The sequence below is a fragment of the Sphaerisporangium aureirubrum genome, from assembly GCF_042658925.1.
GTDB classification, from domain to species: Bacteria; Actinomycetota; Actinomycetes; order Streptosporangiales; family Streptosporangiaceae; genus Sphaerisporangium; species Sphaerisporangium aureirubrum.
Window position 1 is genome coordinate 169426 of sequence record NZ_JBHSRF010000004.1, and the last position, 16402, is coordinate 185827.

General features: G+C 65.6%; 12 protein-coding genes. 5 read left to right on the forward strand and 7 right to left on the reverse strand.

The window, feature by feature from the left end; all coding sequences use genetic code 11:
• Nucleotides 1-635: 635 nt before the first annotated feature.
• Genes drmC through drmA form a run of 3 tightly spaced genes read right to left on the reverse strand, consistent with a single transcriptional unit; the run spans nt 636 to nt 6783 of the window.
• Entirely contained in the window at nt 636-1421 is a 786-nt protein-coding gene (drmC, locus tag ACFP1K_RS04675; RefSeq protein ID WP_380747210.1) for a DISARM system phospholipase D-like protein DrmC, read from the reverse strand.
• A complete protein-coding gene (gene drmB, locus ACFP1K_RS04680) occupies nt 1418-3265 on the reverse strand; it encodes a DrmB family protein (RefSeq protein WP_380747211.1) in 1848 nt (615 codons plus the stop codon). Before drmB ends, drmC begins: the two co-directional genes overlap by 4 nt.
• Complete coding sequence (gene drmA / locus ACFP1K_RS04685) at nt 3262-6783, reverse strand: DISARM system helicase DrmA (protein ID WP_380747212.1); 3522 nt, start codon at nt 6781-6783, stop codon at nt 3262-3264. The genes drmB and drmA overlap by 4 nt, the downstream gene beginning before the upstream one ends.
• A gap of 167 nt (nt 6784-6950) precedes the next feature.
• On the opposite strand from drmA, the gene ACFP1K_RS04690 reads away from it, so the two are divergent.
• The gene (locus ACFP1K_RS04690; RefSeq protein ID WP_380747213.1) at nt 6951-7904 is read left to right on the forward strand and encodes a restriction endonuclease; all 954 of its coding nucleotides are present in this window, start codon (nt 6951-6953) and stop codon (nt 7902-7904) included.
• Nucleotides 7905-7943: 39 nt separating this feature from the next.
• Here ACFP1K_RS04690 and ACFP1K_RS04695 read toward each other — a convergent pair whose 3' ends face one another.
• Genes ACFP1K_RS04695 through ACFP1K_RS04705 form a run of 3 tightly spaced genes read right to left on the reverse strand, consistent with a single transcriptional unit; the run spans nt 7944 to nt 9492 of the window.
• Entirely contained in the window at nt 7944-8393 is a 450-nt protein-coding gene (locus ACFP1K_RS04695) for a PIN-like domain-containing protein (protein ID WP_380747214.1), read from the reverse strand.
• Nucleotides 8374-9096: a DUF433 domain-containing protein gene (locus tag ACFP1K_RS04700; protein ID WP_380747215.1), complete on the reverse strand. Its 723-nt coding sequence runs from the start codon at nt 9094-9096 to the stop codon at nt 8374-8376. The genes ACFP1K_RS04695 and ACFP1K_RS04700 overlap by 20 nt, the downstream gene beginning before the upstream one ends.
• Before the next feature lie 3 nt (nt 9097-9099).
• Nucleotides 9100-9492 carry an ATP-binding protein gene (locus ACFP1K_RS04705; protein ID WP_380747216.1) on the reverse strand — a complete coding sequence of 131 codons (393 nt, stop codon included), beginning with the start codon at nt 9490-9492 and terminating at the stop codon, nt 9100-9102.
• Nucleotides 9493-9507: 15 nt separating this feature from the next.
• Between ACFP1K_RS04705 and ACFP1K_RS04710 the strand changes: the two genes are divergently transcribed.
• The 4 genes from ACFP1K_RS04710 to ACFP1K_RS04725 all read left to right on the forward strand — a co-directional run bounded on the left by ACFP1K_RS04710 (nt 9508) and on the right by ACFP1K_RS04725 (nt 12271).
• Nucleotides 9508-9795, forward strand: a complete 288-nt coding sequence (locus tag ACFP1K_RS04710) for a hypothetical protein (protein WP_380747217.1) — start codon at nt 9508-9510, stop codon at nt 9793-9795.
• A gap of 236 nt (nt 9796-10031) precedes the next feature.
• On the forward strand, nt 10032-10268 hold the full coding sequence (locus ACFP1K_RS04715) for a hypothetical protein (protein ID WP_380747218.1): 237 nt from the start codon (nt 10032-10034) through the stop codon (nt 10266-10268).
• A 199-nt stretch (nt 10269-10467) separates the two neighbouring features.
• Nucleotides 10468-11418 (forward strand): alpha/beta hydrolase, encoded by a 951-nt coding sequence (locus ACFP1K_RS04720; RefSeq protein ID WP_380747219.1) that lies wholly within the window; start codon nt 10468-10470, stop codon nt 11416-11418.
• Nucleotides 11419-11779: 361 nt separating this feature from the next.
• The gene (locus ACFP1K_RS04725; RefSeq protein WP_380747220.1) at nt 11780-12271 is read left to right on the forward strand and encodes a hypothetical protein; all 492 of its coding nucleotides are present in this window, start codon (nt 11780-11782) and stop codon (nt 12269-12271) included.
• Nucleotides 12272-12278: 7 nt separating this feature from the next.
• Here ACFP1K_RS04725 and ACFP1K_RS04730 read toward each other — a convergent pair whose 3' ends face one another.
• A complete protein-coding gene (locus ACFP1K_RS04730; RefSeq protein WP_380747221.1) occupies nt 12279-16373 on the reverse strand; it encodes an Eco57I restriction-modification methylase domain-containing protein in 4095 nt (1364 codons plus the stop codon).
• Nucleotides 16374-16402 lie beyond the last annotated feature (29 nt).

The window sequence follows — 16402 nt, forward strand, 5'->3', positions numbered from 1 at the left end:
CGGCGAGCCAGTAGCCGTGACCTTTCGGGTGAGCTGCGATGCCTACTGGTGGATCATTGGACGGTATCGGATCTGCCCAGGCCGACGTGGTCTGCACTGGTAACACGATGACGAGCGACAGGACCACTCCGAGGAGCGCCCGTAACGTTACGCCCAATGCTTTCTTAATCATCCCGATTTCTGTCATCTCTCATGCGATGTCCGGACAGAGGATTGCGACATGCTGAAATCCGGAACCCTGAAGGCGTTTCCTGGGTTTGCGTGCGGTATGCCTTCATGTCCGAATCGCCTGAGCAGTGATCGATCTATGCGCGTGGTCTATGGTATGGGCCTCGTGTGATGGATTCTCGGAGAAATGAGCTAGTTGTTATCTAACTAGATAGATACATCTGTATCCCCGCATAGCGGAGATGTGGACCGATCCAGATCCGGCTAGTGATCTAGACTTGGAGTGCCAACTTAGGGTGCACTGTGTACCACGTTCGGGGCTAGAAAGGCTTGTCGCCAAATTTGCCCAATTTGTGGGACATTTCGTATGAATCATGGATGGTGGGCCACAGGTTGAAGCGGCTCTGTGTCCGGCTTCATCAGGCCACAAAAATTGCGACGACACGGGAGACCGTTCAGCACTCGTTTCAGCGTCGGTCTGGTACCGGCTCCAGCGGGCCGATGCCCGGCCGCATCAGGGCGCGGAGGTGGGTGACGATCCGGCCGACCGTGTCGGGGTCGCGGAGGATTACGCCGATCTCGATATTGGTGAGGAGGGCTCGGGCGGTGAGGTTGGCGCTGCCGAGCAGGGCGATCTGTTCGTCGGCGGCCAGGAGCTTGGCGTGGAGGGCGGCGCCGGCGGGGCGGTTGTGGGGGGGCCAGGTCCAGAAGGTCGCTTTGCCGGTCAATAATCGGAACGCAGCCGCGCTGGACCGGCCTCTGAGGGTTCCGCCTTCTTCGACCCCGGTTTCCAGCACGAGGTCGATCTGGACGCCGCGCTCCGCCGCGGCGGCCAGCTCCTGGGCGATCTCGTCGACCCCATGCGCGGCGAAGCTCACCACCAGTAGCGATTCGCGGGCGGCGCGCAGGATCTCCGTAACGGCGGAGACCGTGAGGCGTACGGCGACGGCGTCGCTGGTGGGGCCGCTGACCACGATCGAGGGACGACGGGCCTCCTCGGCGAGGTGAACACGGGCGGCAGCTTCCAGTGCCAGCCCGAGCCCGGCTCCGGGTAACGCGGGAGCGTGCTTCCGCCAAGCATCCACGAATCGCACCGCGTGGGGGGCCGCGGCGGGCCGTGCCTCGATCAGCCTGGTGAGGACATCGTCGCCAGGCCCTTCCGCGCTCCGGAGAACCCCGGCCCAGGCCACGATGTGGGAGAAGGGCAGCTCCCCCGCCAGGACGGCTATCGTCTCGCCGAGGTCCCCGGTCACGGACCGAAGAAACCGGCGCCACCGCCGAGGACGGTGTCCACGAGCAGGGCGCGGTCGAGGTAGTGGTTGCCGCGCTCACAGGAGGTCTCGGCGGCGAACAGGCAGGCGTGGCAGGCGGCGCCGTACAGGCGGCCGTGTGTCTCGGGGTCGTGTCCGGCGCATAGTGGGTCGGAGCTGCACAGGCGGGCCGCGTCCAGCGCCTGGCGGATCAGCATGCCGAGGCGGTCCGGGTGCCCGAGCGATACCAGCCCGCCGAGGGTGCCCTCGCTGTCGGGGGCGGCGGTGTAGAGCAGTACCCCGGCCATCGCCCGATCCGGGTCGGCGTAGACGCGTTCGCCGATACCGGAAGCGCCGTACCCGCATTCAAGCGCGAACTCCCGGATCAGTACGTGGGCGAAGGTGTGCAGCAGCAGGTAACGCACCCCGGGGAAGTGCCCCGGCGGAAGGCGTCGTTGCCGCCGCCACTTCTCGTGCGCCGGGACCAGGACGTCGGCCCGCTTCTCGACCTCCGGGCGCCGCTCCCATTCACGCAGCCGCTTTTCGGAGAACTTAAGGAAAATGCCTTCGCCCCGGGTCTCGGCACAGGGCACCCAGGTGGCCGGTGTCAGGGTCAGCGGGGCCCTCCGGGTGTCGGCGGTGCTGACCACGCCCCACTCCGGCGCGTCGATGCGGGTGAAGCCGTACAGTGCGGCGACTTCGCGCAGGCGCGGCACCAGTGTGACCCCCGCCAGCCAGTCACGTTCCTCCCTGGGCACCGATACCCGCCGGGTGGTGAAGTCGCGCAACTCGGTGTCGTTCCCGGCGGTGAACGCCGCCCATTCGGGGCCGAGCAAGTCGAGCGCGTCTCCGGTTCCGGACTCGTCATCCTGGCCGTTCGCCCGCTTACCGATCGCCTTCCACACGGCGTCGGCGCCGTAAGGCTCCAGCTCCGGCCAGCAGGACTGGGTTCGCATCAGTTGCTTCGCCGTGTCGGCGGGCAGCGACGCCAGCAGGGTGAGCTGTCCCCAGTATTCCTCCACCACCTGATCGAGACCGGTTTCCGCCCTGGGCAGGCTGAAGACTCGCAATTGCATGGCGAACCACGTGTTGGTCGCGCCCAGCGCGAGCGTGCGGGTCGGTTCGCCGCACCCGGATGCCCGGCCCAGGTGCGGGTGCCGGCCGCGGCATCCCGGCAGGTTCTGCTCGGCTTTCTCGCCGTACGCCTCCGACATGGCCCGAGCCTTCGTCCCGCAGGAGCACTCGACGTAGACGTTGGCCGCCTCGCCCGTGGTGCCTCGTTCCCGCAGCCGGTAGGTGTGGGCCTCATCGGCGGGTGGCACCACCCCCCGATGGACGTAGAAGGCCCAGGGGAAGTCGTCCAGATGTCCCTCCGGGCAGGCGAGCACGAATCGCGCGGGCACCGCGACCGGCCGGCTGCCGCCCTGCCCCTTGCAGCCGTGCACGTAGCGGGTCTTCTCCGGCTGGTACGGGTTCTGGATCAGTTCGAAAACGCCGGAGGAGGCGGGCGCCAGGCGGTTGCACTGGAGCCGGGAGCAGCGCAGCCACTGGGGGAACAGCGTGACAGGAACCCCCACGCGCGCCCACTCGTCGAACACGTCGCCGGTCTCGGGGATGTACGGGGGGGTGCGCAACTGCTCAACCTGGTCGCCGAGCTTGCCTCGCACGGCGGCGAGCAGCCGATCCTCGATCACCTCGGTGGCCCGGCCCCGTTCCCAGAAATCCAGGCCGAGGACGGTCACGGACAGGTTCGGCAGGTCGAGCACCGAGCCGACGCCGTAGGTGTGCAGGAGCTGGCTCGGCCGCAACTCGCCCACGCGCAGCGGCGCGGCCGGGGTAGTGGTCACGCGTCCTCCTCCGTCTCGGCCGGTTGCTCCGTCTCGATCGCCTCGAACTGCCGGATCTCCTCCACACCCGGGTCGGGTGTCAGCAGGAGACGGATGCCGGGCTCCACATCGCGCAGCGAGGTCGGGCACGTGGTGAGGCCCCACTTGCCCTCCTCGGGCTTACGTAGCAAGCCCACCACATCGTCGACGCGGTATGGCTTGGCGTAGGCGAGCCGGGTGCCGGGTTCCCTGCGCTTGCGGTCCCAGTGGTCCAGCCGGGCGAGGAGCTGGTCTTCCACCTGGCGCCCCACCTCGTTGTGACCGACGACTTCACCGGCCCGGCGCTTGAGGAACATGACCACGTGGTCGGCGAGCTTGCTGTGCCGGTTGAACGACTGCGCCGAGAGGTTGGCGTTGTAGGCGCCCTCCAGGTTGCGGATCAGTGCCATGAGCACGCCCGTCAGCCCCCGGTCGATCGCCCTGGGCGCGAAGGGGGTCACCGACAGCGCCTCCACGTGCCGATAGACGGTGCCGTGGAACTGCGCGAACGTCTCGTAGTGCGACAGGTCACGCGGTCGTGCCCAGTTGTAGACCATGAACACCAGGCCGGGTGCGACCCGGCCCACGCGGCTGGTCGCCTGGATGTACTCGGCCGTGGACTTGGGCTGGTTGGCCACCACCATCACGCCGAGCCGCGGCACGTCCACCCCGACCGCGATCATGTTGGTGGCTAGGAGCACGTCGATCGGCCGCCGCTCTCCCCTGGCCCGCTCTCCGGTGAACGTAACGCCGAGCCCGTCCAGGATCTCTGGGATGTCGCCGGAGGAGAGCCGTGAGGTCAGCTCGCGCAGCATCGGGTCGTAGCGGCGGGCCAGGCCGCGTTCGTCCGCGCGGGAGAGCCGGGTGGAAATGTCGTCCTCCACCAGACGGCGCATGCCACCCAGGTCCCGCAGGCTGTTGAAGTACCCGACCAGGGTCATGTAGGGGTCGGTGACCTCGTTGTGGCCGTACTTTTCGTGGAGCTTCTGCGCCCCGCCGAGCACCGCGACGTAGACCCGGATCAGTGTCGATCTGATCCGTACCCCGTGCGCGCATACGCCGATATAACGGCGCCCCGGCCGCGATGACGGATCCCGCTGCCGGGAGAAGAAATTGTCGTCGGCGTTCAGCCCCGGCGGGGGGAACACCTCCGTGCTGCGGTGGAACAGCGAGTCGATCTGCCGCGCGGCCCGCCGCACGGTCGCGGTCGACGCGATCACCTTAGGCCTGACCTGCTCGCCGGGCTTGCCCTCCCAGGAGGCGAGCCGGTCGACGGCCGTCTCGTACAGGCCGGTCAGCGACCCCAACGGGCCGGAGATCAGGTGCAGCTCGTCCTGCACGATGAGGTCCGGCGGGCGTAGCGGCGCGGCCGGGAAGATCTTCGCGGCGCGTGCCGCCCCCTTGGCAACATGCCCGGTACGGCTCTCGCAAACCGATACGGCCAGGTCCTCGGTGAGATGGCCGTGCCGCTCGCATCTCAGCGTGGCCCGGCCGAACAGTGTCGCCGTCTGCCCCTTCCAGGCGAGCTGGGCGAACTTGTCGACGGTACCGATGATCAAGGAGGGGAGTAGCCGGTAGATCTCCTCGTCCACCACCACGACCGGCAGCCCTTCGTTCTGGCTCGCCCAGCCACTGAACGGGCAGAACACATCCGGGCAGAGGATCAAGGTGCGGCTGCGCACGGTGTCCACCACGATGTCCTTGCCCGCCTCGATCTTCGTGCCGCACCACGGACACGAGGTGAGCTGGTGTGGCGAGCCCACCGTCTTCCGCATCCCCCGGCCCCCACGCAGCTCGGCCACGGCGTCGGCGGACTTGTCTGTGGTGTTGGGCGTGACCCGTCCACCCACCCACAGGCCGATGCGGAACGGGGTGTGCCCCCACACGGCCTCGTCGGCCTGGCGCAGCGTCTCGCACGCGCAGATCAGTGCGGCGGCTCGCTGGAACTGCTGGATGGTGAGCAGCCGCAGCGTGTAGCGCATCAGCACCGCTACCCCGTCGCTCGCGTCAAGTCCTCCGAGCGCCGGCTGGAGTCGCCGCGCAGCGAGTGCGAACGCGGTCAGGCCCAGGTAGGCCTCTGTCTTGCCGCCACCGGTGGGGAACCACAGCAGGTCGGTGACGGCCTTCTCCCGGTCGGCGGATCGCTCGGGATGTAGCGGGTCGGCCAGCGACGGCAGGTTCAGCAGCAGGAATGCGAGCTGGAACGGCCTCCAGCGTCGGTTCTTCGGCAGGTCCACCGACTCGACGGCCTGCTCCAGCGAAAGCCGGTCGTCCTCACGCCGCCGCTCTGCGGCCAGGCTGTGTATACGTTGCAGGTGCATCGCCCGGTTGGCGAAGGCGAACGCCCGACGGGCGACCGGGTCCTTGAGGAGCAACCGCAGGCCACGCTCTACCCGGTCGGCCGCCTGGCGAGCCGTCTTCAGCGTGTCTCGCGCCTCCCGCCGGTAGTCGTCCAGGTGGCGCCCCGGGTCGTCGGCGGACCGCTCGGCATGGGCGAGCCAGGCGCGGTAGCCGGTGACGAGCGGTGTCAACGCCGCCGTGAGCTCCGACAGGTCATCGCCCGGCCGGTCGCTCAACTCGGCGAGGGACTTCATGTCCAGCACGAGGTCGGCCAGCTCGGGCAGATCTGGATCTTTCTTGGCATCGGGCACGTCGGTGAAGGGAATCTCATGATCCGGTACGGCCGCGGTGCGAATCTCGCTTGCCCGCATCGGGTCGGCTTCCACCAGTTCGTTGGCCTCCACAGCCACGCCGTGTCCGACCGCGAACTCCGGTGTCATGCGGTACACCATCGCCAGGCGCCGCTGTTCGGCCCGGTCTGCGGCGTCCCCGCCGGACTGCCGCTGCGGCCTTGGCAGGAAGATCGGCGCCAAGCCCTCTCCGGCTGCCGACAACCGGGCTTGGAAGATCCACCGCTCGGCCCGGCGCGTCTTGGGCCATGTCTGGGTGTTGACCAGGAACAACGAGACCAGCCATCCGCCCTCGTGGCGCCGGGCCCTGCCCTCCACCACGATCTCGGGCTGATCGCCGTTGAGGTGCACTGGCCCCAGCTTGCCCTCGTGCAGTCTGACGCCCCCGGTGCCCGACATCGGGAGCCGCCGCCAGATCATGCGCCCGGTCTCTTCACTGGCGGTCCGCTCATACCGCGCCCAGTGGCCCGTCACCGTCAGCCGCTCGGTGTCCCCGGCCACGAAGCAGGTGAAGCCAAGCGCCGAGGGCGCCATGCTCGGCACGTTGGGCGCGGACGGCTCAGGATCCCCCTCACCCGGCGCTACCGGTTCGGACCCGGCGAGCTCGTCCAACTCCTCCGGCCGCACCGGTGTCCCACTCGGTGCGAGCCGCCCGAGAAGGTAACGATCGGTCGGATCCTCGTCGAACTCTTCAGCCTCGTCCCCGTACGGCCCGTGCAGATCGTCAACGACGAGCCGCTGCAACTCATCCCGGATCGCCGCCGCATCCGGGACCGCGAGTACCGAATGGCCCGCTGATGGCTGTGTCACAGGCAAGACTCTAGGCGCCCTGCCCGACATTCCGCCCACAGTTGTCCCGGCTCCGGCACCGAGTATCACCGGCCGCATCAGTACGAGGTTGGCTCGGCTTGGGACGATTCCGGCCCATTCCGCTCTTGGCCCCGCGATCTGTCGGCCTGATCTGCCATCATGTCGGCGTGAGCAAAGCTGATCTTCCCACTTACAAAGAGCTTCTTTGGCCGACTCTCGAAGCGGTACGCGCACTTGGAGGTTCTGCGTCGATAACCGAGATCGACGCCGAGGTGCATCGTCGGCAGGGTTTCTCGGAAGAGCAGCAATCTGTTGTGCACAAGAACGGACCCCGAAGTGTGATCGAGTATCGGACCGCGTGGGCCCGCAGCTATTTGAAAGGCATGGGCCTGCTCACGAACAGCAGCCGAGGGTCCTGGTCGTTGACCCCCGATGGCAAGAATGCCGAAGAAACCGATATCGAGCCACTCCATAAGGCCTATGCCCGACGCATGCGAGATTCACGAGGACTAGAGGAATCAGCGGACTCGTCTCGATCGAGCGTGGAACGGCCTGTGACCAGTGAACAGGTCGAGGTTGAGGTGTCTGTGGACGACGGAGCGACAGCCACTGAGAAACTCCGCGTCGAGCAGATCTCTCTTGCCCCCTCACCCGAGCCGGATTGGCAGGAAGTCCTGCTCGATGCCCTTATGAAGCTGTCCCCGTATGCCTTTGAACGTCTCGCCGGGCGCCTCTTGCGTCGAGCCGGCTACGAGGGCGTGGAGGTCACCGATCGGTCAGGTGACGGTGGGATCGACGGCTTCGGAACGACGTGGTACAGACTGACCAGCTCCCGCGTCTACTTCCAGTGCAAGCGTTATACCAAGTCCGTGGGACCCGAGATCGTGCGTGACTTCCGAGGTTCGCTGGATGGTAGAGGCGAACGAGGCCTCTTGATCACAACTAGCCTTTTCACCCCCGGAGCCAGGCTCGAGGCCAAGCGTCCAGGCGCCAAGCCGATCGACCTGATAGACGGCCGGCGTCTGTGCGATCTGCTCAGGGAGTACGAGCTAGGCGTCAGCACCACGATTCGCCAAGTGGAGGATGTAACCGTCGACACCGCGTTTTTCCGTGATATCTGACGGCAGCGGCCGTGTGCCGTATCAGCTTCGCATGTCCCCTCACAGGGCAGTGAACCAGAACTTGGGTGGAGATACCTTGGGGTCGACCACGTGCAGACGGCTTGCCGCAGTCGGGTCGACTCCCCGCAATGTGATCAGCCGCTGGCCGTCGGCCTCTTCCAGCATGGTGAGAGCACTGGGTAATCCCGCTGCGACCGTGGCGATCGCAATGCCCATTCCCGCCAAGCCGCGGTGCTTGTGTGGGTATTCGATTCGGTGCACACCGGAGGCCGCTATGGCCGCGACCTCCCGCGGGCGCTGCATTTGCCGGCCATCGTTGGTCAAGACCACGTGGAACCCCTCGGCTGCCGCTTGAGGATAAAGATACTCATCACGCGTTCCCGACCAGCCCTGCAGTTCGAGGAGATGAACGATCTCGTGGGTCAGGATGAACGTGGAGAGCACCCGGTGGAGCGGAATGGGGACGTTCTCATCCAGCAGCAGCCTCACGGTGCTCCCGAGGAGGCTCGTAGCTGTCGACGTAGTCGGCGAAGTCGGCCGCATCCCTCGCGGCCGGGGCCGTGACGCTCGGGTAGTAGTCGGAGATCCGTTCGGCCGGAACGCCGTCGCGCAGCAGTGCCGCGACCTCGTCATAAGGGATCCGAGTGCCCTCGATCACCGGGACCCCGCCACGGACCGCCGGGTCCACGGTCACGTGTTCACGTGGCCGGAGCAGGTCGGGAATGTGCCGGCCGTCGCGGTAGAAGGGACGTAGCACGTCTACCATCTGGTGGATGACCACGTTCGCCTTCCGGCCTACGAGATCGGTCGCCTGGTCCGGTTCGACGAGGTAGATGGTGCTGCCGTCGGCCACCAGCCGGTAAGCCGAGAGGTGCTCGCGCTCCTGTAGACCATCGCGGAGCGTGTCCAGAGCCCGGCGGATCTTCTGCAAGGACGTGTCGTTGCGGAGCTTGACGCATGTCCGAAGGGCCACGACATCCCGGAAGGAGTAGAGGATCGGCCTTACGTCTGAGAGCTCCGGCGTCAGTACAGCTCCACGGCCGGAGGCGGCCTTGCGCCAGTGAGCGAGTTGGCGAAGCGTCGCACCCGACAATGCCGCGGCGAGCTTCGGACTGTAGGACATCTGCTTCACCTCCTCTCGCGATCCAGGCGACGTTACGGTCATCATCGCAAAGATCTCGCGGATCTTCATGATCTACCAGGAGCACAGTGACGCGCCTGCGGGATCGTGGGGCGGGTCGCCGGGCTCCGGTGTGGAGAGGACGAACCAGAGGACGGACTGAGAGCGCTGTTCGGCGAACCCCCATCGGGAGGACAGGGCGCGGATCAGGCGGATGCCGCGGCCGGAGGAGGCCGGTTCGTCGTCGGGGTGTGGATGGATGCCCGGTAAGGTTTGCGCGCCCTGGTCGGAGACCTCGACGCGGACGTCGCCGTTGGGTTCGGTGACCACGGTGACGCCGATGATGGCCGAGTCGGTGTGCACCAGGGAGTTGGTCGCCGCCTCCGACAGCAGCAGGACCGCGTCGTCCAGGCGGAGAAGGGCGTCATCGCTGACCGGTACGGCTTCTGGAAGCCGGACCAGATCCACCTCGCGGAAAGCTGGGTGTCGCCGCCGCAGGGGAACGGCCTGAAGTTCGTCCCGGAATACCAGTATCGGGCGAACGTCCAACTCCATGGAGCACTCTCTACGGTCGTGCGGGGCGGCGTCGATGAGGGGCTGCGTCAAGCGGCGACGGTGATCGGTGTACTCACGCTCGCCTACCGCAGTCGGCACATCATCGAGACCGGCCGAATAGTGCTCCGTGCAGTACCCCGTGACCAGGAGCTTCGCCTCTCTGTCGCCGAGTTCCGCGAGGTGCTGGGCCTGGAGCCCGCCCGAAACTTCGGCTGATACGTAGCCGATTCGCTGTACCGCATTGCAGTCAGGACGGCATGGACATTCGGGAGAATTCCGCATGATTCGCCTGACACATCGCTTTGCTATGTACCGTTGCGAGATATCCGATCCGCATGGGATTCTGACACCTTGTGGCGACGGGTGGGACGCCGGAATTGGAGGCCGCCTTATCGCGGGTGATCCGGCTGGCCGATGAACACGCTCGGACCCTAGTTCCCCCCATGCGGTGCATGGCCGCCAACGCGTGGGTCGGCGGCGGCGCTCCCGCCTTCGCCCAGGCCCTGGCCGGGCACCGCACGACCATGCAGCAAGCCCTCCAGCACGCGACCGAGCAACTGGCGGCCCGCATCCGCCAACTCGGCGGCCAGACCCCACAGCTCCCAGCGTTCACCACCTCGATCAGCGTGATGTCCGCGACCCCGACCGGCTTCTCCGGCATGGCGTCACCGCGATGGAACGTCTCGTAGCCGACCTGCAACAGGCCGGACAACGATTACCCGGCGCGGGTCAACGGCTGTCGGGCGAATTCTCCGCCGTCTTCCTACCCGCGACCTCCGGCAAGCAGGTCGGCGCCGCCGGGGAATGGGCGCAGGAGCAGTTGGGGGGTCTACGGCGTCGGCTGTCCGCAATCCAGCAAGAGCACAAGTCAGGCATGGCCCCCAAAGGATGGCGGCCTTTGGCCTGTTCGGCGGTCATGCAGCCGACCCGTCCGGCGTTATGAAGCTCACGACAGCAGCGGCCAACGGCGACGCGGCTGCCCATAAGGCACTGGTCGCGCTACAGAACACCGGCAAGGATCCGGCGTTGGCAAGCCGCCTGAACGTATGGTGGCGACAACTGAGCCCCACTGCCCATCAGCGCTTGACGAGCCGATTCCCTCAGTTGATCGGCAGCCTGAACGGCCTCCCCTCCCTGATCAGGGACCAGGGCAACCGGAGATACCTTGCCGATCAGAAGTCCAGCATCAGTGCGGAACTGACCCGATTACGCGCGCAGTCACCGGAGGAGGCCGAGGAGGCGATCAAGGAATTGGAGCTGAGGATGCGCCAGATTGCCTCCGTGGAGATGGGCCTGTCTCTCGGCGGTCAGAACAGCCGAGCCCACGCGTACCTCCTGCAACTGGAACTAGGCGGCCTGGGCAAGACCGCGATCTCCTTCGGCAACCCCGACGATGCCGACAATATCGTCGCCTACGTCCCCGGCACCGGCACCAAACTGGACGGTTTCGGCGACGGTGACGCCCGCCGCGTCGCCACGATGTGGGACCAGGCGAACTCCTTCGCCAAATCCGGCACAAAGGTCGCCTCAATCGCCTGGCTGGGCTACGCGGCCCCGCAATGGGGATCAGCCGGCCCAAAGCACACCCCCGCCACTCTGGAGGACGCCGAAGCAGGCGCCCCGGCCTTGGCCGCCTTCGCGGTCGGCCTGCACGCCGCTCACCAGGCAGCCACCGACGCCCGCTTCACCGTCCTAGGTCACAGCTACGGCTCCACTGTGACCGGCCTGGCCGCCCGCCTACGCCCCAAGTCCTTCGCCGATCAGTTGATCTTCGTCGGCAGTCCTGGTGTCGGAGCCTTGCGTGCCGAGGCTGGGTGTGGGTTCGGTATGGGTGGGTGAAGCCCCCGACGACCCAGTAGGTGATCTAGGTTCCTTCGGCCCGCTGAGTGGCGGACGCCTCGACGTACCTGGCATCTTGTCCGCCGTTATCTCCGGAGCCATGACCGGCACAGGACCCTTCGGCACCGACCCCAGCAGCAAGAAGTTCGGCGCCAACCAATTCTACGTACCACGCACCGGCCATCCTACATATGCCTTCCCGGCCCACTCCAGTTACTGGGATCTGGAGGAAGTACGGTCGGCATCCATGTGGAATATCGGGCATCTGATCAACGGACAGTATGACGATTTGATCCCATTCTCCGAACCGACTCCAAAACCGACGTCTCCACCGCCCGCCCTGGCGTCGGCTGGAGGATAGATGCCACGCCTCATCTCCATGATCACGATCATTGCAGTTCTCGCCATAGGCTGTGGTCTTGTAGGAGGAGACGTCGATAAACCCACCATGACTCAAGCTCAAGCGCTCACCCGTGTCGAACAACTCATCAACGGGACGGTGGCTGCGCTCACACCCAAACCCCGTCTCGAGCTAGATCGGCCTAGCCTCAACCTCAAGAAATGCCTCAACCCCACCGACGGCGGATCTGAAGAGCGCGTGATAGTCGACCGAGGTTACTACCTCCGCGACATTCCAGGCGAAAAAATCGGCGAGGTTGCGAGGCAGATCAAGGAGTACTGGCAGCGACAGAGATACAGTATTGAGGGTATTTCGAAAAATGGGCTCAATTTAACCGCCCACTCTAAACCGGACGACTTCCTACTTGCGCTCGGCCGGACCGGTGACGACGTCCTCCTGCTGGGAGTCTCGTCGCCATGTGTCTGGCCGAACGGCACCCCCAAGTCCTCGTGACCTGGATTCAGAAGAGCGCGTCCGGTGGGGGGAACAGAGCGTCGAGCGGCTCGTCAACCCCGTCCGCGTTCGGTATCGGAGCAGCGGAAGATCTGACGCGCGTACCCTTGGCAGACTTCCTTCCTGAATGTAGGCCGACTAGCTCCTCCTGCCTGTAACGGTAGAAGTTCAGCGCGAGAAGTTTATCGAGCACATCCAAACGCGCTTGCGGCCCGATCGTCCAGCGCACCCCATGGCCATGGTCGTGGAATCCATGGTCGAGGATGATTTCCGGCCAGGCGGGCAGTGGCGAACTCGAATTATTGGACTCGTACTCTCTGATGCCAAGGTCAGACTCCTCATCGAGCGCATACGCTTGCCGTACTGCTTCATCGATCCCAACATGCAATTCCCGGATTTGTTGAATCATCGAGTTCTGCTCGGATGGGTCGTTTACTAGATTATAGAGAGCGGTCAGTCCAAGCTGCCGTTCCGCCATGAGCTGACTACGATAATCAAAGAGCTCATCGCCGGCTTTCTTCATCTGTTCTGTCGAATTTGGCCGCGTAAACGTCTCGAAGCAGTCGGAGGGTGCGTATTGAAGGTCTGCCTTTAGTGTTCCTGAGTACCTCCACGCCCATTCCGTGTGGAGTGCCGAGCTGATCAGGGATAGATCTGCGGAACGATCGGTCGCAAAAACCACTATCTTGTCGTTCAATACTTGATCGGTCGGGACGAAAGACGCCATCGCGGTCTTGCTGACTCGAGCAATAGCCAGCACTCGATCAAAACCTGCTACAGCCTTGCGCAAAGCGGGTCGTTTGTCTGCGTACTGCCAGTACCGCTGTGGGAGCGGTTTGCGGAGGGCGAAACTGCCGTCGGGTTTTGTGCGCTGCCGTTCTGGCTTCACCTTTTGTTCGATGATGGTAAAGCAATCAGGATACCTACGTGCTTCTTCTTCTGTCATGTCGTTGAAGTCGACCACCCACCGGCTTGCGGAATGGTCGGGACGAGAGTTCAGATCTTCGCCATTTAGGTAAGGAAAAATAACCTGCGCATTGCGTGGATTTCTCTCGATTAACTCCTGGGCTTCTGCAGGATTCAAGATGAATCCCATTCCAAGGATGATGCAGCCTTGGAATGATAGATCGATATTATCGGTAATGCGTCTAGGGTTTCCGTTCAGGCGAGAGCTTTTATCCAGTGAGGGGGTAATCTCGGAGACCTCAACTCCATCCAATATTCGAAGCTCTCTTCGTCGGGGTCGTCCAGACCACAATAGAGACACCTCAAGTGACGCCGTGCCGGACCAAGGTTGCGACTTAACCGCTCGATATATTGACCAGCCCCTTTCGCGGAGTTGATCTAGGCCAATCTCTCGTGTATCACCCTGTGTGATCGTATTAGTGGCGATGATCCCCACTCTGCCTGTGGGTGCGACAGTGTGATTACGCAACAAAAAATACGAACATAGATCGGCGTGGCCTGGTTTATTCCCCGCGACATGCTGCTTAAGATACTCACGAACATCGATACCGAGAGCGCCGCTGATACGCTTGCCGCCGATAAATGGTGGGTTACCCACGACTGCGTCGAAGCCGCCACCGCGCATAACTTCGGGGAACTCCAACGGCCAGTGCAGAGGACGAATCGGTTCGGAGCGGGACTCACCCCGGAGCCAGAAATCAGTTGTCGTGCGAGCGGTCGCCTCTTTGACAACATTTCCGCCGAGCCCCGCCATGACCTCGTCCGCGATCGAGTTCAGGCGCAAGTCAAATATATCCTCGCTCTTACCTGCTGTGGACAGGGCTGCTCCCGCAACCGCGTCAGCGGCTAAGCGAAGCCGTTCAGCGAGACCGTCGGCGCGGCCGAGGAGATCAGCTTTCTCCTCGGCTTCGCGAGCGTCGTTGACTGCGGTGGACTCGATGTGTTCACGGAGTTCGGTCACCTCAGTGAGGACCGACTTAGCCACTTCATCGATGGTTCCGGCAAGTCGGTTATTTAGCGTCCACCCGCGCTCGGGGTCGAGGTGGAAGGCGATGACCTGGGATTCAGAGACCAACCCGACCAGGGAGTCGCCGCAGCGCAGGGCGTGGTCCAGGAAGCCGAACGGCTTGTCCTTGGCAAGTGTGACCAGCCAAAGGGACAACTTGGCCAGTTCGACGGCCATGTCGTCGCGGTCGACGCCATAGATGCAGCGGGCGGCGACCAGGCGTAGGGCGTGGAGGTGGAGGGTGTCGCGGTCGTACTCGGAGCCTACGGCGGACTCGACCTCGCGGGGGAGGCCGTCGCGTTCCCAGGCGTCTATGACGCGGTCGGCGAGGTAGCGGCAGGCGGAGACGAGGAAGGCGCCGGAGCCCATGGCGGGGTCGACGACCTTGAGTTTCAGCAACTCCTTCCAGGGTTTGGCCTGCCAGACGGAGGGCTCGGCGCCCTCGGCGGGGCCGGGGGAGTACGCCAGGGGGGCAAGGGTGTGTTCGACGACCTCGTCGGCCAGGGGGCGGGGGGTGTAGTGGGTGCCGGTGGCGCGGCGGTCGCCTACCTGGGTGAACAGGACCGAGCCTGTGGGGAAGACGGTGGGGATTTCGCGAAGGTCGCGGCGGAGGAGGCCGAGGAACGGGCGGGTGCGGGCGGCGAGGGCGGCGTCGTTGTCGCAGGCTGAGCCGAGGTCGCCGATCTCGCGGGTCTCGGGCTGGTAGGCCAGGGCTTTGCGCAGTTCGGTGGGGCTGACCGCGCAGACCTTCTTCAGCCACGCGGTGAACGACTCCTCGCCCTTGGCGTGTTCGGCTTCCAGCTCGGCGAGTCGTACCTCCGGCTCCAGCTTGCCGATCAGGCCTACGTACGGCTCGGCGACCTTCTTGCAGGAGAACTCCAGCAGGCCCTCGTACACATGGCCAATCTGCTCGACGCCGAGGCCCTTGTAGGACAACCGCTCGGGGGTCCGGCCGCGTTGCTTGAGCAGCAGCAGCGCGTCCAGGATGCGGTGGATCACCCGGTCGGTGACCTTCAGCGCCGGCAGCCAGGGGAACTTCGCCGGGTCGAACAGTGAGCCGCCGTAGGCGGGGATGCGCAGGTCGGGATGATTGCAGCCTCGGTGTACGGCGGTGAACAGGGCGAGCAGGCGGGGCCAGGCGGCCGGGCGGCGGTCGGCGATCTCGTCGCCGTGCAGGTGATGGGCCTCGTCGAGCTGGGCGTACAGGCTGGAGACGGCGTACCCGGCGGCGTAGACCGGGTCGAGGATCGGCAGCAGGCGCTGCTCCTCGGCGTACAGCAGGAAGACGAGCCGCATCATGACGGTGAGCGTGGCCCGGTAGATCTGCCGTTCGGGGACGTCGGCGAGCAGCGCGCCGCTGGACTCGCGGTCGAGACGGGCGAACTCGCCGACGAGCAGCTCGACGGCCTGCCGCACCTGGTCGCCGAGGGTGTCGGTGACCTGGGTCTGGGCGTGCGCCGTACGCTCGAACAGCCCGGCCAGGGACGTCGACGGGGTGCCGTCCTGCTGGGTCGGCGGGGGCAGCAGGCGGGACATGCCGAGTAGGGAGGCGAAGGCGCGCAGCAGCGCGGGCTCCTCCAGCCACAGGTCGGCGTCGAAGACGGCTGTGCTGGTGGGGGCGCCCTGTTTGGCGTGGACCAGCACCCAGAACCTGCCGTCGGTGAGCAGTGCCAACGGCACGCCACGGCGGCGGCACAGCAGCGCCGCCTGCTCGATCATCGACGGCCGGTCACGAGTCGCCTGGGTCAGCGACTCGTCCCAGGGACGGCGGTAGACCAGCAGCCGTTCCGCCCGGCTGGCGACAGGGTCGGGGCCGTACACGACGGCGTCGGGGCGCGCCTGGTCGCCGCCCCAGGAGCGCAGCTCGTCGGGGAGTCGGGCGTCGGCGGCGAGCACTCCGGCGGGCCAGCGCAGCAGCTCGGTGAAGATCAGGTCGACCCAGGCCGGGCGCAGCAGGTCAGGGGCGGCCTGCACCTCCAGCCAGGCTTGGCGCAGCCGGGCGGTGACCTCGGCCGGGACGACGTCCAGGCCGTGCTCCATGACGTCGGTGAGCACGCTGACGGTGAGGAACGGGCCGTCGGGCCGGAGCAGCCGCAGCCAGTCGGCGTGCTGCTCCGCCGCCGGGACCATCGGTGCACGCCCGCGCCGGCCTCGGACGG

What these genes read in the sequence shown, in the direction of transcription:
- ACFP1K_RS04700 (WP_380747215.1), bottom strand. Translation starts at nt 9,096, where the DNA reads ATGAAGATCCGCGAGATCTTTGCGATGATGACCGTAACGTCGCCTGGA.
- ACFP1K_RS04720 (WP_380747219.1), top strand. Translation starts at nt 10,468, where the DNA reads ATGGCGGCCTTTGGCCTGTTCGGCGGTCATGCAGCCGACCCGTCCGGC.
- ACFP1K_RS04715 (WP_380747218.1), top strand. Translation starts at nt 10,032, where the DNA reads ATGGCCGCCAACGCGTGGGTCGGCGGCGGCGCTCCCGCCTTCGCCCAG.
- ACFP1K_RS04730 (WP_380747221.1), bottom strand. Translation starts at nt 16,373, where the DNA reads ATGGTCCCGGCGGCGGAGCAGCACGCCGACTGGCTGCGGCTGCTCCGG.
- ACFP1K_RS04725 (WP_380747220.1), top strand. Translation starts at nt 11,780, where the DNA reads ATGCCACGCCTCATCTCCATGATCACGATCATTGCAGTTCTCGCCATA.